We start from the raw sequence: 18761 nt of genomic DNA, 5'->3' as shown, positions 1-18761 counted from the left end.
ATGAGCGGCTAATGTAGCACAGGGCTCAAACCGGGAGCAGTAACCGAAAGACAGAGGGAATTGTCATGAGTATCAGGGACTGGCCTGCGGCGGAAAGACCGCGGGAAAAACTGTTGGAGTCGGGGGCGGGCAGCCTGTCGGATGCCGAGCTGCTGGCTATCTTTCTGCGCACGGGCGTGCGTGGGCGTAGCGCGGTCGACCTGGCCAGGCATTTGCTCGGGCGCTTCGGCAGCTTGCGCGCGCTGCTCGAGGCTGACAGCCGCAGCTTCAACGGCGAACTCGGGCTGGGGCCGGCGAAGTTCGCCCAGTTGCAAGCCGTGCTGGAAATGTCCCGGCGCCACCTGGCTGAGCGCCTGCGGCGCGATTCAGCCTTGCAGAGCCCGCAAGCGGTCAAGGATTACCTCAAGGCGTGTCTGCGCCACGAGCCGCACGAAGTGTTCGGTTGCCTGTTTCTCGACAGCAAGCACCGGGTGCTGGCCTTCGAGGCGCTGTTCCAGGGTTCGATCAACAGCGCCAGTGTCTATCCCCGGCAAGTGATCAAGCGGGCCCTGGCGCACAACGCTGCGGCGTTGATCCTCTGCCACAACCATCCCTCGGGTGTGAGCGAGCCCAGCGATGCCGACCTGGTGCTGACCCGGCGCCTGAACAAGGCCCTGGACATGATTGAAGTCCGCGTGCTCGACCATTTCGTCATCGGCGACGGCGAGCCGCTGTCGATGGCTGAGCACGGCTGGCTTTAACGCGAGGTACTGACCCCGGCAAAGTCCTGGCGGCCGAACGGGCTGACCTGATAGCCCTGGACATCCTTGCGGGCCAGCACGGCGGCCGTCGGGTGGGCCAGGGGCAGCCACAAGGCCTGCTGCTGGATCAGCGTCTGGGCCTGCTGGTACAGGCGACTGCGCACGCTCTGGTCGTTGGTGGTCTTGCCGGCGCTGATCAGCTGGTCGAGGCGCTGATCGCAGTAGCGGGCGAAGTTGGTCCCTGACTTGACCGCCGCGCAGGAAAACTGCGGGCTGAGGAAGTTGTCCGGGTCGCCGTTGTCGCCGGCCCAGCCCATGAACAGCAGGTCGTGCTCGCCGGCCTTGGCCCGGCGGATCAGCTCGCCCCATTCGATCACGCGGATTTCGGCCTTGATGCCGATTTTGCCCAGGTCTGCCTGCAATAATTGAGCGCCAAGGCTGGGGTTGGGGTTGAGCAGGCTGCCTTGCGGGCGGGTCCAGATGGTGGTGCTGAAGCCGTCCTTGAGGCCGGCCTTGGTCAGCAGCGCCCGGGCCTTGTCGAGGTTGGCCGGATAGCCGGGCAGGTCCTTGGCGTAGCTCCAGGTGTTGGGTGGGTACGGACCATTGGCGGCAACGGCGGTATCTTCGAACACAGCCTTGAGGTAGCTGGCCTTGTCGAAGGCGAGGTTGATGGCCTGGCGCACCTCCGGCTTGTCCAGGGGCGCGTGCTGGCTATTGATGGCGACGAAAGCAGTCATGAAGGCTTCGGTCTTTTCTACCTTCAGGGTCGGATCCTCGCCGGCCGCGGCGATATCCAGCGGTTTTGGCGACAGGGCGATCTGGCACTCGTTGCGCTTGAGTTTTTGCAGGCGCACGTTGGCGTCGGGGGTGATGGCGAAGATCAGTGGATCAACCCCAGGCTTGCCGGCAAAGTAGTCCGGGTTGGCCCGGTAGCGGATTACCGCGTCCTTCTGGAAGCGATTGAACACGAAAGGCCCGGTGCCGATTGGCTGGCTGTTGAGCTTCTCCGGAGTACCGGCCTTGAGCAGTTGGTCGGCGTACTCGGCGGAGTAGATCGAGGCAAAGCCCATGCTCAGGGTGGCCAGGAAAGTGGCGTCGGGGTGATCGAGGGTAAAGCGCACGGTCAGCGGGTCTACCGCCTCGATCTGCTTGATCAGGCTGGGCAGCTGCAGTGACTGGGCGTGCGGGTAGCCGCTCTGGGCGATCTTGTGCCAGGAATGGGCGGGGTAGAGCATGCGCTGGAAGCTGAACAGCACGTCGTCGGCGTCCAGGTTGCGATTGGGCTTGAAGTAGCCGGTGCTGTGGAATTTCACCCCCGGGCGCAGCTTGAACTCGTAGATCAGGCCGTCCGGCGACACCGTCCAGCTTTGCGCCAGGCTCGGCACTACCTGGCCCTGGCGTGCGTCGAACTCGACCAGGCGGTTCATCAATACATCGGCCGAGGCATTGGTGGTGGTCAGCGAGTTGTACTGGACCACGTCGAAGCCTTCGGGGCTGGCTTCGGTGCATACGCTCAGCGCAGCCGCCTGGGCGAAAGCCGGGCCGAGCAGGGTGGCGAACAACAGGGGTAGAACGGCAGCGCGCATGGGGATTCCTTGGCTGATCGATGGCCCATCTGCCAATGCAGTCTGGAAAAGTCCTACCCTAGTGTGCCGTGAGGCAAATGACCATATCCTTTTTTGCCGATCGGGCGACGGGCGGTCGACAGCCGGCCGGGCCAGTGGTTATGCTGCTCCGGCGTGTCGAACAGCAAGTCAAAGCACATCTTCTGTTGTTGTGCTCTGGTCTTTCTGGTATAAAGCAGCGCTCTTTTCTAGGGGCTCGGCTTGTCGCATCTGCTGACCGAGTCGATAAGACCCTGAAGAAACACGGCGCCTGGCGCCAAAGACTGAGAGATTAAGCGGCCAACCCATGCCGGGTTGGGCATGTGGTTTTAGAGGGCTGAGGCATGTCGAGAGTCTGTCAAGTTACCGGTAAGGGTCCGGTAACCGGGAATAACATTTCCCACGCAAACAACAAAACCCGTCGTCGTTTCCTGCCGAACCTGCAGCATCATCGCTTCTGGGTCGAGTCCGAGAAGCGTTTCGTGCGTCTGCGCGTATCTGCCAAAGGCATGCGCATCATCGACAAGCGCGGCATCGATGCCGTTCTGGTCGACATTCGCCGTAACGGCGCTAAGGTCTAAGGGAGAGAATCATGCGTGAATTGATCCGTCTGGTGTCGACCGCTAATACCGGCCACTTCTACACCACCGACAAGAACAAGCGCACCACTCCGGACAAAATCGAAATCAAAAAATTCGATCCGGTTGTTCGCAAGCACGTGATCTACAAGGAAGCCAAGATCAAGTAATTGATCCGGCGGACGAAAAAAGGGCCCGTATCTCAGGATACGGGCCCTTTTTTTATGCCGCTTTTTCGGTACCAGGGCCTAAGCCCGGCTGTCGATCAGTTGAAGGCGAACGATTTAATCTTGCCGTCCGCATCCCCCTCGATCTGAATCCGCTCCGGATCATACTCGCGAGTCGAGCGGTCATTGATGCCGACGACGCGGTCACGACCGGTCAACTCACTGACGTAGGCTTTGACGCTAGGTACATAGCGGGTGCCGATAAGGTGATCGATCTGTTGCAGGGCTTCTTCGTTGGTCATGACGTTGCTTCCTTCGATTGATTGAATGCCCGGTTGGGCAACGCCATGCTCTGTTGGACAAGTCCTGCTCGAGCGGTAGATATTTATTTCTGCTCGAACATCACATAGATCTTGCGGCACGGTTCCAGCACTTCCCAGGTGCCCTTGAAGCCCGCCGGGATCACGAAGCGGTCGCCAGCGCGCAGGGTTTTTGCCCCGCCGTCCTCATCACGAAGTACCGAGACGCCTTGAACGATCTCGCAATACTCATGTTCGGTGTAATTGACGGTCCATTGCCCGACCGCGCCTTCCCAGACGCCCGCATGAAACTGTGAGCACGGGCTGGAGTAGTGGTTGTAGACCGCCTGCTCGGGATCGCCCTTGAGCACCTTTTCTGCGGCGGGGCGGTAGCGCTCGGCCTCGGTCAGCACCTGGGCAAAGTCGATGATCTGGTTAATGCGCATGGTCGGGTCCCCTTTTTGTTGTTTAATAAAATGAACATCAGTAGGTGTTTGATGTGATTATGTCAAATATATTGAAAATTAGGGCGCCGGTGGTTTAGGGTGGCAGGTGCCTGTGCGCGTGTGTCGCCCAGCCAGAATTTTCGACAGTGCCCCCAAGCCCTCGTGCGGCACTGCACCTTAACAAGAGGAGGAGTTTCGTATGACCACCCTGACTCGTGCGGACTGGGAACAACGTGCCCAGCAACTGAAGATCGAAGGCCGTGCTTTCATCAATGGTGAATACACCGCTGCCGTTTCCGGCGCCACGTTCGAGTGCCTCAGCCCGGTCGACGGACGCCTCCTGGCGCAGATCGCCAGCTGCGACGAGGCCGATGCCAACCGCGCCGTGGAAAATGCCCGTGCCACCTTCGCCTCCGGCGTCTGGTCGCGCCTGGCCCCGGCCAAGCGCAAGGCCACCATGATTCGTTTCGCCGGCCTGCTCAAGCAGAACGTCGAAGAGCTGGCCCTGCTGGAAACCCTGGACATGGGCAAGCCGATCAGCGACTCGCTGAACATCGACGTGCCAGGTGCCGCCCAGGCCCTGAGCTGGAACGGTGAAGCGATCGACAAGATCTACGACGAAGTCGCCGCCACCCCGCATGATCAGCTGGGTCTGGTGACCCGTGAGCCGGTGGGCGTGGTTGCTGCCATCGTGCCGTGGAACTTCCCGCTGCTGATGGCCTGCTGGAAGCTCGGCCCGGCGCTGGCCACCGGTAACTCGGTGGTGCTCAAGCCTTCGGAAAAGTCGCCACTGACCGCCATCCGCATCGCCCAACTGGCGATCGAGGCTGGTATCCCGGCCGGCGTGCTCAACGTGCTGCCAGGCTATGGTCACACCGTCGGCAAGGCCCTGGCCCTGCACATGGACGTCGATACCCTGGTGTTCACCGGTTCGACCAAGATCGCCAAGCAGTTGATGATCTACGCTGGCGAGTCGAACATGAAGCGCGTCTGGCTGGAAGCCGGCGGCAAGAGCCCGAACATCGTCTTCGCTGACGCCCCGGACCTCAACGCCGCTGCCGAATCCGCTGCCAGCGCCATCGCCTTCAACCAGGGCGAAGTCTGCACCGCAGGTTCGCGCCTGCTGGTCGAGCGCTCGATCAAGGACAAGTTCCTGCCGCTGGTGCTCGAAGCACTCAAGGCCTGGAAGCCGGGCAACCCGCTGGACCCAGCCACCACCGTCGGTGCCCTGGTCGATACCCAGCAGATGAACACCGTGCTGTCCTACATCGACGCTGGCCACAGCGATGGCGCCAAGCTGCTGGTGGGCGGCAAGCGCATTCTCGAGGAAACCGGCGGCACCTACGTCGAACCGACTATCTTCGACGGCGTGACCAATGCCATGAAGATCGCCCAGGAAGAGATCTTCGGCCCGGTGCTGTCGGTCATCACCTTCGACTCCACCGAAGAAGCGATCAACATCGCCAACGACACCCCGTACGGCCTGGCTGCCGGTGTGTGGACCGCCGACATCTCCAAGGCGCACCTGACCGCCAAGGCCCTGCGTGCCGGTAGCGTGTGGGTCAACCAGTACGATGGCGGCGACATGACCGCGCCGTTCGGCGGCTTCAAACAGTCGGGCAACGGCCGCGACAAGTCGCTGCATGCGCTGGACAAGTACACCGAGCTGAAAGCGACCTGGATCAAACTGTAAGTCCTGGCGGACCTGTCGCGGGGCAAGCCCTCTTCCACAGTGTGGGAGCGGGCTTGCCCCGCGATTTTTTTGGAAGGAAGACGCCGATGCGTTGGGGAACCTATTTCGCCGTGCTAGCGGCCGTGCTCAGTGTCGGTCTGGCCTTGGGCGTCAGTATGCCGCTGGTGTCGTTACGCCTGGAGGGCTGGGGCTACGGCAGCTTTGCTATCGGCGTGATGGCGGCAATGCCGGCCATTGGCGTGCTGGTCGGTGCCAGCCTTTCCAGCCGTCTGGCTGCGCGCTTCGGCACGCCGGGGCTGATGCGCCTGTGCCTGTGGGCCGGGGCGTTTTCCATCGGCCTGCTGGCGCTGCTACCCAGTTATCCGTTGTGGCTGGCCCTGCGCTTGCTGATCGGGGTGATCCTGACCATCGTCTTCATTCTTGGCGAAAGCTGGATCAACCAGCTGGTGGTCGAACAGTGGCGCGGACGTCTGGTGGCACTGTATGGCAGCAGCTATGCCCTGAGCCAGTTGGCCGGGCCGCTGTTGCTCGGCGTCGTGGGCTCGGAAGATGACCTGGGCTTCTGGCTCGGTGCCGGCCTGCTGATTGCCGCGCCGCTGGTACTGCTCGGCCGCGATGGCGCGCCCAGTGCCGAATCCTGCAGTGTGACCTTCGCGGACCTGTTCGGCTTCTGTCGGCGCTTGCCGGTGATCGCCTGGGCCATTGCTTTGTTTGCTGCCTTCGAGGCCATGATTCTGACCTTGCTGCCGGTCTACTGCCTGCAGCAGGGTTTCACCACCGAAATCGCCCTGTTCATGGTCAGCACCGTAGTGGTCGGTGATGCGCTGCTGCAGTTGCCGATTGGCGCGTTGGCCGACCGCATGTCGCGGCGCACGCTGTTCAGTGGTTGCGCATTGACCCTGCTGGCTTCAAGCCTGGCGATTCCGCTGCTGCTGCAAACGCCGCTGATCTGGCCGCTGTGGGTGCTGTTCGGCGCCAGTGCTGGCGGCCTGTTCACCTTGTCGCTGGTGCTGATTGGCGAGCGTTATCGCGACGACGCGCTGGTTCGCGCCAATGCCCACGTTGCGCAGCTGTGGGGCATCGGTTGCCTGATCGGGCCGCTGGCGGCAGGGGCGGGCAGCCAGTGGGTCAGTGGGCATGCGCTGCCGCTGTTCATGGCTTTGGGCGCGTTTGGCCTGGTGCTGCTTGCACGGCGGCCCAATGCTTTCGAACCGGCCCCGGTCTAGAGCATCTTCTCCAGGCCCACGGCCTTGCTGATCCAGGCGTTGAAGCGCCGCCAGACGCCGCCGGGCTCGGTGGTCAGGGTGTGCAGGCGGTGGTTGTCTTCGGTCACCCAGACCAGCTGGCCATCGACCAGTTGCGGCTGGTAGCTGAGGGCCGGGGCCATGCCTTGGGCAGCCAGTTCGCGGGTGTATTCGGCCAGCTCCGGGCTGTCGACCAGCACGCCGACCTCGGTGTTCCACAGCACCGAGCGCGGGTCGAAGTTGAACGAACCGATGAAGGTCTTCTTGCGATCGAAGACGATCGCCTTGCTGTGCAGGCTGGAGTCGGAGCTGCCGCGCAAATTGATCCTGCGGCTTGCGCTCGGATCGCCCGGCTGGCGGCGCAGTTCATACAGATGCACGCCGTGCTCGAGCAGTGCCTTGCGATAGGGGGCGTAGCCGCCGTGCACCGCCGGTACATCGGTGGCTTCCAGCGAGTTGGTCAGCAACTTCACCGATACGCCTTTGTCGGCATGGCTGGTCAGGTAGAGCAAGCCGGACTCGCGGGGCACGAAGTAGGCCGAGATCAGGATCAGTTCGTGCTGGACATTGTTCAGGTCGGGCGCCAGTTGCTGAGTCATCAACAGCTGCGGGTCGGGCTCATCGCGGGCCAGGACCTTGCTCGGCGCGTCCCAGAGCGCCTGGTTATGGGCCCAGATCAGCTCGTTGCGCCACACATCCAGGCGCGGCCGGGTCTGGTAGGCCATCAGCCGGTCATAGAGTGCCTGGCGCTTGATCCGTGCTTCAGCCAGTGAGGCCTCCAGGCGCTGACGGCTTTCGCGCAAGTCGCGAGCGTCCGGTTGGGTGAGCAGGAAGTCGCCAATGGGCTTGCTCAAGGCGCTGTTCCAGTATTGATCGAAGCTGTGCCCCAATTGCTCGGCCACCGGGCCGACGCCGAGCAAGTCGATGTCGGTGAAGTTCAGGTTGGGTTCGGCATCGAAATACTCATCTCCCAGGTTGCGCCCGCCGACGATGGCCATGCTGTTGTCCACCAGCCACAGCTTGTTGTGCATGCGCCGATGCTGCAGCGACAGGTTGAACAGTCGGCCCATGGCCCGGGTCACGCCGGTGCTGCGGCCCAGGTGTAACGGGTTGAACACGCGGATGTGGATGTTCGGATGCGCGGCCAGGGTGCCCATCAGTTCGTCGAGGCCGTCACTGGTGGTGTCATCGAGCAGGATGCGCACCCGTACGCCGCGGTCGGCGGCTTGCAGCAGTTCATGCACCAGGGCGCGGGTGCTCAGGCCGTCGTGGACGATGTAATACTGCAGGTCGATGCTCGACCGGGCGTTGCGGATCAGTTCGGCGCGGGCGCGGAAGGCTTCGTTGCTGTTGGGCAGCAGGCGAAACCCCGAGCGTCCGTCATAGGCCGAGGCCTGGCGCTGTACTGAGCGGCCGAACGACGACTCGCTGGCCGGCAGGGCCTGGCTGATTTCCCGTGGCTGGCTGACGCTGGCACAGCCGCCCAGGCCGAGCAGCAGCGACAGCAGTAGGGGCAGCACCCGCTGGCTTTTCAAGAAAATTCGTCCTGTTACAACTGAGGCATATGGATATGGACCACGAGCGGCGGCGGAAAGTTACCCGTTGCTGTGCTCTTGGGCCAGTAGACGAATGGCGGTCTCGCCGACCTTGCGCACCGCCGCTTCGATCTCGGCGCTGGGGCGTGCGGCGAAGTTCATCCGCAGGCAGTTACGGTACTTGCCCGAGGCCGAGAAAATACTGCCGACGGCAATCTGCACCCCTTGCCCAAGTAAAGCCCGGTTCAGGCGCAATGTGTCGAAACTTTCCGGCAGCTCCACCCAGAGCATGAAGCCGCCCTGAGGCCGGCTGGCGCGGGTGCCCGGTGGAAAGTAGCGGGTAACCCAGTCGCTCATCTGGTCGCGCCCGCGCTGGTACTGGCTGCGCATGCGCCGCAGGTGCGGCTGGTAGTGTCCGCCTTCGATGAAGTCGGCGATGGCCAGTTGTGGCTGCGTGGCGGTGCATCCGGTGCTGATGTACTTCATGTGCAGCACCCGCTCCAGGTAACGCCCGGGGGCTACCCAGCCAATACGCAGGCCTGGCGCCAGGGTTTTGGAGAACGAGCTGCACAGCAGCACCCGACCGTCCTCGTCGAACGACTTGATGGTCCGTGGCCTGGGATAGGTGTAGGCCAGGTCGCCATACACATCGTCTTCGAGGATCGCCACGTCGAAGCGTTGCGCCAGGGTCAGCAAAGCCTTCTTGCGCGCCTCGGGCATGATGTAGCCGAGCGGGTTGTTGCAGTTCGGAGTGATCTGGATGAGCTTGATCGGCCATTGCTCCATGGCCAGCTCCAGGGCTTCGAGACTGATCCCGGTGAGCGGGTCGGTGGGGATTTCCAGGGCCTTCATGCCCAGGCCCTTGAGGGTCTGCATGGCGCCATGAAAGCTGGGCGAATCCACCGCGACGATATCACCGGGCTGGCACACCGCGCGGATGCTGCTCGACAGCGCTTCGTGGCAGCCGGTGGTGACCACCAGGTCCGCCGGGCTCACGGTACAGCCGGAATCGAGCATCAGCCGGGCGATCTGCTCGCGCAGGGCCTGGGTGCCGGAGATGGTGTCGTAGTACAGGCCGGGCATGTCCTGACGCCTGCTGAGCTGGGCCAGGCTGCGCAGCAGCGGCTTGAGGGTCGGGCTGTCGATGTCGGGCATGCCACGGCCCAACTGCACCACGTCCTTGCTCGGCACGCTGCGAATCAGCTCGATGACCTGCTCCCATTGGGAAATATCCACCGGGCGTTGTGCCGGCCGACTGACATCGGGGAGGGCAGGCAGGCTGCGATTGTTGGGCACGAAGTAACCGGATTTCGGCCGGGGCGCGGCCAGGCCGTTGTCTTCCAGCAGGCGATAGGCCTGCTGGACGGTGCTCAGGCTGACACCATGCTCGAGGCTCAGGGCGCGCACCGAAGGCAAGCGATCGCCGGGACGGTACAGGCCTTGTTCGATGCGGGCGCCGAGCAACTCGGCGAGGTTGACGTACAGCGTCATGGCATACTCCGGAGGGCGGCTACAGCAACTGACCAATACAGATGGGGAAAAAATACAGCATTCAGTAGGAAATCTGCCAATTCTGTATGGAAATAATAGTCAGGCTTTGGATCTGTAATGGTTTTGCACCGACGCGCATGCTTGCTCCACGGTTCACACACCCTGGAGGTAACAAGCAATGAGCGGCATGAGCGATGTGCGCCTGAAACTGTATGCCGAAGAACTGAGCCGCGAGCAGCGCACCCGGTTATCCAGTACGCCCGCCGGCCTCAACCGCTGGGGCCTGATGGTTCATCGCTGGCATACCCGCAGGGCGCTGCTGGAGCTGGACGCCGCACAGTTGCGCGATGTCGGTCTGACCCGTGAGCAGGCCCGCGAGGAAGGGTTGAAACCCTTCTGGCGCTCTTAGGTCAGCTCTTTCAGTCGGTGCCAGAGCATGCCCAGGGCCAGTAGCGGCGAGCGCAGGTGCTTGCCGCCCGGGAAGGTGATGTGCGGTACCCGGGCGAACAGGTCGAAGCGCCCGCTGTGCTGGCCGCTGATGGCTTCGCCGAGCAGCCTGCCGGCCAGGTGCGTGGCATTGAGGCCATGGCCGGAGTAGGCCTGGGCGAAGTACACGTTGGGCTGGTCGGGCAGGCGGCCGATCTGCGGCAGGCGATTGGCACCGATGCCGATCATCCCGCCCCATTGATAGTCGATACGTACATCGGCGAGCTGCGGGAACACCTTGAGCATCTTCGGTCGCATATAGGCGGCGATATCCTGCGGATCACGCCCGGAATAGTGGCAGGCGCCGCCGAACAGCAGCCGGCGATCGGCGGACAGACGGTAATAGTCCAGGGCCACGCGCTGGTCGCAGACGGCCATGTTTTGCGGCAGCAACTGGCTGGCCTGGGCCTCGCTCAGGGGTTCGGTGGCGATGATATAGCTGCCGGCGGGCAGCACCTTGCCGCCAAGCTCGGCATTCAGGTCGTTCAGGTAGGCGTTGCAACCCAGCACCAGGGTGCTGGCATGGACGGTCCCGTTGGCGGTGTGCACCCGCACTTGCGAGCCATAGTCGATCCGTGTCACCGCCGACTGCTCGAACAGACGCACGCCCAGCTTGCTGGCGACGACCGCTTCGCCCAGGGCCAGGTTAAGCGGATGCAGATGTCCCGAGCCCATGTCGATCAGGCCACCAACGTAGCGGTCCGAGCCGACTACGCTGTGCATCTGCTCCGGCTGCACCAGGCGTAGCTCATGGCGGTAACCCAAACTGCGCAGCTCTTCGGCGTCCTCGGCGAAACCCTGCAGGTCACGGGGTTTGTTGGCCAGGTCGCAGTAGCCCCAGGCCAGGTCGCAGTCGATGGCGTGGCGCTCGATTCGCTCGCGGACAATATCTACCGCTTCCAGGCCCATCAGCTTGAGCTCTCGCACGCCGTCGCTGCCAAGGATCGGGGTGAATTGCTCAAGGCCATGGCCGACTCCGCGAATCAGCTGGCCGCCATTGCGCCCGCTGGCGCCCCAACCGATCTTGCGCGCCTCCAGCAGGATCACATTGAGGCCGCGTTCGGCCAGTTCGATTGCCGTGTTCAGCCCGGAAAAACCGCCGCCGACCACGCAGACGTCACAACTCAGTTCGCCCTGCAGCTGTGGGTAATCCGCCTGTGGGACGCTGCTGGCAGCGTAGTAGGAAGCGGTGTGCGAGGCGGGCTGCTGAACGCCGGCGTTCATGGCATTGTCCTGGTTCTGAGTGTTTGGAAAATTTTACGCAGGATAAGCTGCGCTTTCAGGGGCGGGCAACCGTAGGGCAAAATAGTGCGCCACACTTCTTTGCCGCAGGCCGCCATGAGTTGCAACAGCCACAAGATCCGCTTCCTGCGTGAGCAGATCCCGTCATTCGAATGCGTGCCCGGATGCCACGACTGCTGTGGGCCGGTGACCACCTCCAGCGAAGAAATGGCCCGCCTGCCGCGCAAGAGCGCCGCCGAGCAGGAAGCCGCACTGGCGGAACTGAACTGCGTGCACCTGGGCCCCAACGGCTGCACCGTGTACGAAGAACGGCCGCTGATCTGCCGCTTGTTCGGCACTACCCCAAAGCTGCCATGCCCCAATGGCCGCGCCCCGGCCGAGATGATCGAGCCGCAGGCCGAGAAGCTGGTGCACCAGTACATCGCCAGCACCCGGCAGGTGCTGGTCTGAGCCTCAGTCCGGAATCGGCAGGTTGAGGCTTTCCTTCACCTCTTCCATGACGATATAGCTCTTCGACTCGCGCACATGCGGCAGCTTGAGCAGGATGTCGCCGAGCAGCTTGCGGTAGGAGGCCATCTCGGAAATCCGTGCCTTGACCAGGTAATCGAAATCGCCCGAGACCAGGTGGCACTCGAGCACATGTGGCAACTTCAGCACGGCACGTCGGAATTCCTCGAAGGTGTCGCCCGACTTGTAGTCGAGGCTGATTTCGACGAACACCAGCAGGCTGCCCTTCAAATGCTGCGGGTTGAGCCGGGCGTTGTAGCCCATGATGATCCCTTCGCGCTCCAGGCGCCGGACCCGCTCGGTGCAGGGGGTCGTCGACAGGCCGACCTTTTCGCCCAGTTCAGTAAACGAGATACGCCCATCTGCCTGCAGGATGCGCAGGATATTGCGGTCGATCTTGTCCAGTTCACGTTTGCTTTGGTGCTGGGTTCTCATAGTGGATGCCCCTCCGTAAAAGCCAACCTTGCCGAGAATTCTCGCCAAATATAGGCTTTTATATAGTGAAAAGCACTGGTCATACCTTCCTATACTGCGCCCATCTATGCCATTAACAACAAATGTCAGCGGTACGCTGCGTCGAGGGTAATAAACATGCGAGTTCTGGTGCTTGGTAGCGGTGTGATCGGAACCGCCAGTGCCTACTATCTGGCACGGCAAGGGTTCGAAGTCGTCGTGGTCGACCGTCAACCGGCAGTCGCCATGGAAACCAGTTTTGCCAACGCCGGCCAGGTCTCGCCTGGTTACGCTTCGCCCTGGGCTGCCCCGGGTGTGCCGCTCAAGGCCATCAAGTGGCTGCTTGAACGCCACGCGCCCCTGGCCATCAAGGCCACCGCCGACATTGACCAATACCTGTGGATGGCGCAAATGCTGCGCAACTGCACCGCCAGCCGTTATGCGGTGAACAAGGAGCGCATGGTGCGCCTGTCCGAGTACAGCCGTGACTGCCTCGATGAGCTGCGCGCTGAAACCGGGATTGCCTACGAAGGCCGTACCCTGGGTACCACGCAGCTGTTCCGCACCCAGGCACAGCTGGACAACGCCGCCAAGGACATCGCCGTCCTCGAGCAGTCCGGTGTGCCGTACGAAGTACTCGACCGCGCAGGCATCGCCCGCGTCGAACCGGCCCTGGCCAACGTTACTGACATCCTCGCCGGTGCCCTGCGCCTGCCCAACGACCAGACCGGCGACTGCCAGCTGTTTACCACCCGCCTGGCGGAAATGGCGATCAAGCTCGGCGTCGAGTTCCGCTTTGGCCAGGACATTCAGCGCCTGGACTACGCCGGTGACCGCATCAATGGTGTGTGGATCGACGGCAAGCTGGAAACCGCCGACCGCTACGTGCTGGCCCTGGGCAGCTATTCGCCGCAGTTGCTCAAGCCGCTGGGCATCAAGGCCCCGGTCTACCCGCTCAAGGGTTACTCGCTGACCGTGCCGATCACCGACCCGGCCATGGCCCCGACCTCGACTATTCTCGACGAAACCTACAAGGTCGCGATCACCCGTTTCGACAACCGCATCCGCGTTGGCGGCATGGCTGAAATCGCCGGTTTTGACCTGTCGCTGAACCCGCGTCGGCGCGAAACCCTGGAGATGATCGTCAACGACCTTTATCCTCGTGGCGGCGACCTGAGCCAGGCCAGTTTCTGGACCGGCCTGCGCCCGACCACTCCGGACGGTACGCCGATCGTTGGCTCCACGCCGTTCCGCAACCTGTTCCTCAACACGGGGCACGGTACGTTGGGCTGGACCATGGCTTGCGGTTCCGGTCGCCTGCTGGCCGACCTGATTGCGCGCAAGAAGCCGCAAATCAGCGCCGAAGGCCTCGATATCTCTCGCTACGGAAAACACCAGGAGCCTGCCAAACATGTCAGTCCAGCGCCAGCTCACCAATGAGCGCATGAGCCAGATCGTCACCCACAACAGCACCGTCTACCTGGCGGGCCAGGTGGGTGACGACATGAACGCCGGGATCGAGCAGCAAACCCGCGAGACCCTGGCCAACATCGAGCGCCTGCTGGACCTGGCCGGCACCGACAAGAGCCGCCTGCTCTCGGTGACCATCTACCTCAAGGACATCGACGCGCACTTTCAGGGCATGAACGCGGTGTGGGACAAGTGGCTGCCAAAAGGCGTCGCGCCGGCCCGTGCCACCGTTGAAGCCAAGCTGTGCGAACCGGAAATCCTCATCGAGCTGTCGGTGGTCGCCGCACTGCCGTAACACCCGATCCCTCACCCGGTGCCGCCGGCGGCCGACCAGCTGCCTTCGGGCACCGGGTTTTTTACTTTTAACCAGACTGCCCAGAAGGCTGCCGTCATGCGTCCTGCCCGTGCCCTGATCGATCTTCAAGCCCTGCGTCACAACTATCAACTTGCCCGCGAACTGACCGGAGCCAAAGCCCTGGCCGTGATCAAGGCCGATGCCTATGGTCACGGTGCCGTGCGTTGTGCCCTGGCCCTGGAGCAGCAAGCCGATGGTTTTGCCGTGGCCTGCATCGAAGAGGCGCTGGAGCTGCGCGCAGCCGGGATCAAGCCGCCGGTGCTGCTGCTTGAAGGCTTTTTCGAAGCCAGCGAACTGCAACTGATCGCCCAGCACGACCTGTGGTGCGTGGTGCATTCGCTGTGGCAGCTGGAGGCGATCGAACAGGCACACCTGAGCAAGCCGATCACCGTCTGGCTCAAACTCGACTCGGGCATGCACCGGGTCGGCCTGCACGCCAAGGACTATCAGGCCGCGTACCAGCGCCTGCTGGCCAGCGGCAAGGTTGCGCGTATCGTGCTGATGAGCCACTTCGCCCGTGCCGATGAACTCGACAGCGACGCCAGCAACGAACAACTGGCGGTATTCCAGGCCGCGCGCCAGGGCCTGAGCGCCGAGGTCAGCCTGCGCAACTCGCCGGCCGTGCTCGGTTGGCCGAATATGCCCAGCGACTGGGTGCGCCCGGGCCTGATGCTGTACGGCGCCACGCCCTTCGAAGTGCCTCAGGCAGAAGCTGCGCGCCTGCAGCCGGTAATGACCGTGCAATCGCGGGTGATCAGTGTGCGTGAGCTGCCGGCCGGCGAGCCTGTCGGTTATGGCGCCAAGTTCATCAGCCCGCGGCCGACCCGGGTTGGCGTGGTGGCCATGGGGTACGCCGATGGCTACCCGCGCCAGGCGCCAAACGGTACACCGGTGCTGGTGGCCGGCAAACGCACCCAGCTGATCGGCCGGGTGTCGATGGACATGCTCTGCATTGACCTGACCGACGTGCCGGAAGCGGGCCTCGGCAGCCCGGTGGAGCTGTGGGGCAAAAACGTGCTGGCCAGCGAAGTGGCCATGCATGCTGGCAACATCCCTTACCAGATTTTCTGCAACCTCAAGCGCGTACCGCTGGACTACAGCGGCGATTAAGGCGCCAAAGCGGACAGGCTGCGGGTCGAAGTGTTGTAAATACTGAACGCTGTTGCGATGATGACGTTCAATTTCGACCCCACTCGTTCGTTTAGGAGGGCTCCAGCATTGGACGTCGGTGAACGACTGCAAGCCATTCGCAAGCTCAAGGGCCTGTCACAGCGTGAACTCGCCAAACGTGCGGGCGTCACCAACAGCACCATCTCGATGATCGAGAAGAACAGCGTCAGCCCTTCAATCAGCTCGCTGCGCAAGGTGCTGAGCGGTATTCCAATGTCCATGGTCGAGTTCTTTTCCGAAGAGCTGCAACCGGAAAACCCTACCCAGATCGTCTATAAAGCCCACGAACTGATCGACATTTCGGACGGTGCGGTGACCATGAAACTGGTCGGCAAGGCGCACCCGAGCCGGGCTATTGCCTTCCTCAACGAGGTCTATCCGCCGGGTGCCGATACTGGCGAAGAAATGCTCACCCATGATGGCGAAGAGACCGGCATCCTCCTCGAAGGCCGCCTTGAACTGGTGGTGGGCCTGGAAACTTTCATCCTCGAAGCGGGCGACAGCTACTATTTTGAAAGTACCAAGCCGCACCGTTTCCGCAATCCTTACGATGAGCCGGCCCGGCTGATCAGCGCGGCGACTCCGGCCAACTTCTAGTGGGCATTGCGCGGCGGATTGTCGCGGCTAAGACCCTTTGGACACTAGGGTTGTTTCGGTGAGGCAGGGTTCCCGTTATACTTGCGCCGCCTGCGAAACCGTGGCCGCGGGCGTGACTAGCCACCATGAGGGTGTACGCGTGAATCTAATCAAGAAAATGCTGGCCGTACCAGCTGCCGTATTGGCCCTTTGGGCAGTCAGCGCACAAGCTGCGACCAACGACGACATCGCCAAGCGACTGGAACCGGTTGGCCAGGTGTGTGTACAGGGTCAGGAATGCAAGGGTATGGAAGTCGCGGCAGCTGCTGCTGGCGGCGGTGCCAAGACCCCGGATGAAATCATCGCCAAGCATTGCAATGCTTGCCATGGCAGCGGCCTGCTCGGCGCACCGAAAATCGGCGATACCGCCGCCTGGAAAGAGCGCTCTGACCATCAGGGTGGTCTGGACGGCATCCTCGCCAAGGCCATCACCGGCATCAACGCCATGCCGCCAAAAGGCACCTGCGCCGACTGCTCGGATGACGACCTGATGGGCGCCATCAAGAAGATGTCCGGCCTGTAAGCCCAGCGCTTGCCCAGCAAAGCCCGCCACGTGCGGGCTTTGTGCGTTTTAGCGCTGGTCAGCGCAGCATTCTGGCGGCATGCTCGGTCCAAAGTGGTCAAGGAATGCCACAGGAGGCCGAGATGGCGTACAGCTGTTCGATCGACACTGCCGTGGACCAGGTGCTGGCACGCCTGCCCGCGCATATCCACATGGGCCTGCCGCTGGGGCTGGGCAAGCCCAACCGCTTCGTCAATGCCCTGTATGCGCGGATCCGCCAGTTGCCCGAGCGGCAACTGACGATCTACACCGCCTTGAGTCTCGGCCGCCCGGACCTTGGTGACGGCTTGCAACGGCGCTTTCTTGAGCCCTTCATCGAGCGCGTGTTCGCCGACTACCTCGAACTGGACTACCTGCACGACCTGCGCCGCGACCAGTTGCCGGCGAACATCCGTGTCGAGCAGTTCTTCATGCAGCCCGGCAGCCTGCTGCACAGCGCCATGGCCCAGCAGGACTACGTCAGCAGCAACTACAGCCACGCCGCCCGCGATATCAATGCCAAGGGCTTGAACCTGGTGGCGCAGCTGGTCGCCGAAGACCCGGCGCATCCCGGCCAGCTGAGCCTGAGTTGCAACCCGGACATCACCCTCGACCTGTTGCCAATGATCGCCCGCCGCCGGGCGGCCGGTGAAACCATCCTGGTGCTCGGCCAGGTGCATACCGAACTGCCGTACATGCCGGGCGCCTCGGAGCTGCCCCGGGATGACTTCGACCTGCTGATCGATAGCGCGGAAAGCACCCGGTTGTTCTCCACGCCGAACATGCCGGTCACCACCCAGGACCATTTCATCGGCCTGCATGCCAGTACCCTGGTGCGCGATGGCGGCACCCTGCAGATCGGCATTGGCGCCATGGGCGATGCGCTGACCGCCGGGCTGCTGGCGCGGCAGGCTGACAGCGAGGCCTACAGTGCGTTGCTGGCTGATATTGACCTCACGCCCTGGCAAACCCTGATCGCACGCGAAGGCGGCATCGAGCCCTTTACCCACGGCCTGTATGGCTGTAGCGAAATGTTCGTCAACGGCCTGCTGGCACTGGTCGAAGCGGGGATCATCCGCCGCCCGGTTTATCCTGAAGAGGCACGCCAGCAGGCGGCCAACAATGGCGAGCTGGATGACCAGGGCGTGTTGGTGCATGGCGGCTTCTTTCTTGGCCCTCAGGCCTTTTACCAGCGCTTGCGGGAAATGCCTTTAAGCCAGCGCAAACGCTTTGCCATGAGCGCCATCAGCTACATCAACGAGCTGTATGGCCAGGAGTCGCTCAAGCGCCTGCAGCGCCAGGATGCGCGCTTTATCAACACGGTGTTCACCATGACCTTGATGGGCGCCGGGGTGGCCGATCAGCTGGAAGACGGCCGGGTGCTCAGCGGGGTAGGTGGGCAGTACAACTTCGTTGCCCAGGGCCATGCACTTGAAGGCGCGCGCTCGATCCTGCTGCTGCGCAGCTGGCGTGAAGCGGGCGGGGAGGTCAGCTCCAACCTGGTCTGGGAATACGGTCACTGCACCATTCCCCGGCACCTGCGCGACATCGTCGTCACCGAGTACGGCATCGCCGACCTGCGTGGGCAAACTGACGCCGAGGTGATTGCACGGTTGCTGGCGATCAGCGACACGCGCTTTCAGCCCGAGCTGATCGAACGGGCGCGGAAGGCCGGCAAGTTGCCGAAGGATTTTTGCCTGGATCAGCGCTTCACCGAGAACACCCCGCAGCGTTTGCAGGCGCTGCGCGAAAGGCACGCACGGTTGTTCCCCGAGTATCCGCTGGGCAGTGACTTCACGGCTGAGGAGCGTGATTTGTTGCGGGCGCTGAATTGGCTCAAGAGCAAGTTCAAACTGAGCGAGGTGCTTGAGCTGGGCAAGGCGGCGCTGGATGCACCGGCACCCGAGGCGTTTCCCGGGCAGTTGACGCGGATGGGACTGGCGCAGCCGCAGGGGCTGAAGGAGGACTTGTATCAGCGCTTGTTGCTGGCGGGGTTGCAGGCAACAGCGTTCCGTTGAGGACGCTATCGCTGGCAAGCCAGCTCCCACAAGGTCCGCGGTATGCAGTATCTGTGGGAGCTGGCTTGCCAGCGATGAGGCCAGCG

At 62.8% G+C, this 18761-nt stretch carries 20 protein-coding genes; 13 read left to right on the top strand and 7 right to left on the bottom strand.

The annotated features are described in order from the left end of the window. The first annotated feature begins 65 nt into the window (after positions 1 to 65). Positions 66 to 740 carry a RadC family protein gene (radC, locus tag ABM562_RS04635; protein ID WP_460421016.1) on the top strand — a complete coding sequence of 225 codons (675 nt, stop codon included), beginning with the start codon at positions 66 to 68 and terminating at the stop codon, positions 738 to 740. Here radC and ABM562_RS04630 read toward each other — a convergent pair. Continuing rightward, positions 737 to 2326, bottom strand: a complete 1590-nt coding sequence (locus ABM562_RS04630; protein WP_258578578.1) for an ABC transporter substrate-binding protein — start codon at positions 2324 to 2326, stop codon at positions 737 to 739. The two genes, radC and ABM562_RS04630, sit on opposite strands and share 4 nt — an antisense overlap. 362 nt (positions 2327 to 2688) lie before the next feature. On the opposite strand from ABM562_RS04630, the gene rpmB reads away from it, so the two are divergent. Both rpmB and rpmG read left to right on the top strand, forming a co-directional pair. Then, positions 2689 to 2925 carry a 50S ribosomal protein L28 gene (rpmB, locus tag ABM562_RS04625; protein WP_010225868.1) on the top strand — a complete coding sequence of 79 codons (237 nt, stop codon included), beginning with the start codon at positions 2689 to 2691 and terminating at the stop codon, positions 2923 to 2925. Positions 2926 to 2936: 11 nt separating this feature from the next. Continuing rightward, complete coding sequence (gene rpmG / locus ABM562_RS04620) at positions 2937 to 3092, top strand: 50S ribosomal protein L33 (protein ID WP_010225867.1); 156 nt, start codon at positions 2937 to 2939, stop codon at positions 3090 to 3092. Positions 3093 to 3187: 95 nt separating this feature from the next. Here the strand turns inward: rpmG and ABM562_RS04615 are convergent, their stop codons facing one another. Both ABM562_RS04615 and ABM562_RS04610 read right to left on the bottom strand, forming a co-directional pair. Then, positions 3188 to 3391: a hypothetical protein gene (locus ABM562_RS04615; RefSeq protein ID WP_134065208.1), complete on the bottom strand. Its 204-nt coding sequence runs from the start codon at positions 3389 to 3391 to the stop codon at positions 3188 to 3190. Positions 3392 to 3474: 83 nt separating this feature from the next. Then, positions 3475 to 3834 (bottom strand): cupin domain-containing protein, encoded by a 360-nt coding sequence (locus ABM562_RS04610; protein WP_115084680.1) that lies wholly within the window; start codon positions 3832 to 3834, stop codon positions 3475 to 3477. A gap of 199 nt (positions 3835 to 4033) precedes the next feature. Here ABM562_RS04610 and ABM562_RS04605 point away from each other — a divergent pair, with 199 nt between their 5' ends. Next, positions 4034 to 5527 (top strand): aldehyde dehydrogenase, encoded by a 1494-nt coding sequence (locus ABM562_RS04605; protein WP_115084681.1) that lies wholly within the window; start codon positions 4034 to 4036, stop codon positions 5525 to 5527. An 86-nt stretch (positions 5528 to 5613) separates the two neighbouring features. Continuing rightward, positions 5614 to 6753: an MFS transporter gene (locus ABM562_RS04600; protein ID WP_115084682.1), complete on the top strand. Its 1140-nt coding sequence runs from the start codon at positions 5614 to 5616 to the stop codon at positions 6751 to 6753. On the opposite strand, the gene ABM562_RS04595 is transcribed toward ABM562_RS04600, so the two are convergent. After that, positions 6750 to 8306: a phospholipase D family protein gene (locus tag ABM562_RS04595; RefSeq protein ID WP_258578576.1), complete on the bottom strand. Its 1557-nt coding sequence runs from the start codon at positions 8304 to 8306 to the stop codon at positions 6750 to 6752. The two genes, ABM562_RS04600 and ABM562_RS04595, sit on opposite strands and share 4 nt — an antisense overlap. Positions 8307 to 8366: 60 nt before the next feature. Beyond that, a complete protein-coding gene (locus ABM562_RS04590) occupies positions 8367 to 9797 on the bottom strand; it encodes an aminotransferase-like domain-containing protein (RefSeq protein ID WP_134065204.1) in 1431 nt (476 codons plus the stop codon). Positions 9798 to 9975: 178 nt separating this feature from the next. Between ABM562_RS04590 and ABM562_RS04585 the strand changes: the two genes are divergently transcribed. Beyond that, positions 9976 to 10206, top strand: a complete 231-nt coding sequence (locus ABM562_RS04585) for a DUF1127 domain-containing protein (RefSeq protein WP_115084686.1) — start codon at positions 9976 to 9978, stop codon at positions 10204 to 10206. Here ABM562_RS04585 and ABM562_RS04580 read toward each other — a convergent pair. After that, positions 10203 to 11507 carry an NAD(P)/FAD-dependent oxidoreductase gene (locus tag ABM562_RS04580; RefSeq protein ID WP_134065202.1) on the bottom strand — a complete coding sequence of 435 codons (1305 nt, stop codon included), beginning with the start codon at positions 11505 to 11507 and terminating at the stop codon, positions 10203 to 10205. The two genes, ABM562_RS04585 and ABM562_RS04580, sit on opposite strands and share 4 nt — an antisense overlap. Before the next feature lie 114 nt (positions 11508 to 11621). On the opposite strand from ABM562_RS04580, the gene ABM562_RS04575 reads away from it, so the two are divergent. Then, positions 11622 to 11975 (top strand): YkgJ family cysteine cluster protein, encoded by a 354-nt coding sequence (locus tag ABM562_RS04575; protein WP_115084689.1) that lies wholly within the window; start codon positions 11622 to 11624, stop codon positions 11973 to 11975. Positions 11976 to 11978: 3 nt separating this feature from the next. Here ABM562_RS04575 and dadR read toward each other — a convergent pair whose 3' ends face one another. After that, positions 11979 to 12467: a transcriptional regulator DadR gene (gene dadR, locus ABM562_RS04570; RefSeq protein ID WP_008366790.1), complete on the bottom strand. Its 489-nt coding sequence runs from the start codon at positions 12465 to 12467 to the stop codon at positions 11979 to 11981. A 156-nt stretch (positions 12468 to 12623) separates the two neighbouring features. On the opposite strand from dadR, the gene dadA reads away from it, so the two are divergent. From dadA to ABM562_RS04540, 6 genes are all read left to right on the top strand, one after another. After that, the gene (gene dadA, locus ABM562_RS04565; protein WP_460421012.1) at positions 12624 to 13925 is read left to right on the top strand and encodes a D-amino acid dehydrogenase; all 1302 of its coding nucleotides are present in this window, start codon (positions 12624 to 12626) and stop codon (positions 13923 to 13925) included. Further along, positions 13897 to 14250, top strand: coding sequence for a RidA family protein (locus ABM562_RS04560; RefSeq protein WP_460421010.1), 354 nt, complete (start codon positions 13897 to 13899; stop codon positions 14248 to 14250). The genes dadA and ABM562_RS04560 overlap by 29 nt, the downstream gene beginning before the upstream one ends. A gap of 96 nt (positions 14251 to 14346) precedes the next feature. Further along, positions 14347 to 15420, top strand: coding sequence for an alanine racemase (gene alr, locus ABM562_RS04555; protein ID WP_115084692.1), 1074 nt, complete (start codon positions 14347 to 14349; stop codon positions 15418 to 15420). Positions 15421 to 15528: 108 nt separating this feature from the next. Beyond that, positions 15529 to 16077 (top strand): cupin domain-containing protein, encoded by a 549-nt coding sequence (locus ABM562_RS04550; RefSeq protein ID WP_010225839.1) that lies wholly within the window; start codon positions 15529 to 15531, stop codon positions 16075 to 16077. A 139-nt stretch (positions 16078 to 16216) separates the two neighbouring features. Then, positions 16217 to 16639, top strand: a complete 423-nt coding sequence (locus tag ABM562_RS04545) for a c-type cytochrome (protein WP_177414928.1) — start codon at positions 16217 to 16219, stop codon at positions 16637 to 16639. Between the two features lie 122 nt (positions 16640 to 16761). After that, positions 16762 to 18675, top strand: a complete 1914-nt coding sequence (locus ABM562_RS04540; protein ID WP_460421007.1) for an acetyl-CoA hydrolase/transferase C-terminal domain-containing protein — start codon at positions 16762 to 16764, stop codon at positions 18673 to 18675. The last annotated feature ends 86 nt before the right edge of the window (positions 18676 to 18761 follow it).

This window comes from Pseudomonas sp. ZL2 (assembly GCF_054788455.1).
The sequence above is the reverse complement of the archived record's forward strand: the minus strand, read 5'-3'. Positions and strand labels throughout refer to the sequence as shown.

What these genes read in the sequence shown, in the direction of transcription:
- radC (WP_460421016.1), top strand. Translation starts at nt 66, where the DNA reads ATGAGTATCAGGGACTGGCCTGCGGCGGAAAGACCGCGGGAAAAACTG.
- ABM562_RS04630 (WP_258578578.1), bottom strand. Translation starts at nt 2,326, where the DNA reads ATGCGCGCTGCCGTTCTACCCCTGTTGTTCGCCACCCTGCTCGGCCCG.
- rpmB (WP_010225868.1), top strand. Translation starts at nt 2,689, where the DNA reads ATGTCGAGAGTCTGTCAAGTTACCGGTAAGGGTCCGGTAACCGGGAAT.
- rpmG (WP_010225867.1), top strand. Translation starts at nt 2,937, where the DNA reads ATGCGTGAATTGATCCGTCTGGTGTCGACCGCTAATACCGGCCACTTC.
- ABM562_RS04615 (WP_134065208.1), bottom strand. Translation starts at nt 3,391, where the DNA reads ATGACCAACGAAGAAGCCCTGCAACAGATCGATCACCTTATCGGCACC.
- ABM562_RS04610 (WP_115084680.1), bottom strand. Translation starts at nt 3,834, where the DNA reads ATGCGCATTAACCAGATCATCGACTTTGCCCAGGTGCTGACCGAGGCC.
- ABM562_RS04605 (WP_115084681.1), top strand. Translation starts at nt 4,034, where the DNA reads ATGACCACCCTGACTCGTGCGGACTGGGAACAACGTGCCCAGCAACTG.
- ABM562_RS04600 (WP_115084682.1), top strand. Translation starts at nt 5,614, where the DNA reads ATGCGTTGGGGAACCTATTTCGCCGTGCTAGCGGCCGTGCTCAGTGTC.
- ABM562_RS04590 (WP_134065204.1), bottom strand. Translation starts at nt 9,797, where the DNA reads ATGACGCTGTACGTCAACCTCGCCGAGTTGCTCGGCGCCCGCATCGAA.
- ABM562_RS04585 (WP_115084686.1), top strand. Translation starts at nt 9,976, where the DNA reads ATGAGCGGCATGAGCGATGTGCGCCTGAAACTGTATGCCGAAGAACTG.
- ABM562_RS04580 (WP_134065202.1), bottom strand. Translation starts at nt 11,507, where the DNA reads ATGAACGCCGGCGTTCAGCAGCCCGCCTCGCACACCGCTTCCTACTAC.
- ABM562_RS04575 (WP_115084689.1), top strand. Translation starts at nt 11,622, where the DNA reads ATGAGTTGCAACAGCCACAAGATCCGCTTCCTGCGTGAGCAGATCCCG.
- dadR (WP_008366790.1), bottom strand. Translation starts at nt 12,467, where the DNA reads ATGAGAACCCAGCACCAAAGCAAACGTGAACTGGACAAGATCGACCGC.
- dadA (WP_460421012.1), top strand. Translation starts at nt 12,624, where the DNA reads ATGCGAGTTCTGGTGCTTGGTAGCGGTGTGATCGGAACCGCCAGTGCC.
- ABM562_RS04560 (WP_460421010.1), top strand. Translation starts at nt 13,897, where the DNA reads ATGTCAGTCCAGCGCCAGCTCACCAATGAGCGCATGAGCCAGATCGTC.
- alr (WP_115084692.1), top strand. Translation starts at nt 14,347, where the DNA reads ATGCGTCCTGCCCGTGCCCTGATCGATCTTCAAGCCCTGCGTCACAAC.
- ABM562_RS04540 (WP_460421007.1), top strand. Translation starts at nt 16,762, where the DNA reads ATGGCGTACAGCTGTTCGATCGACACTGCCGTGGACCAGGTGCTGGCA.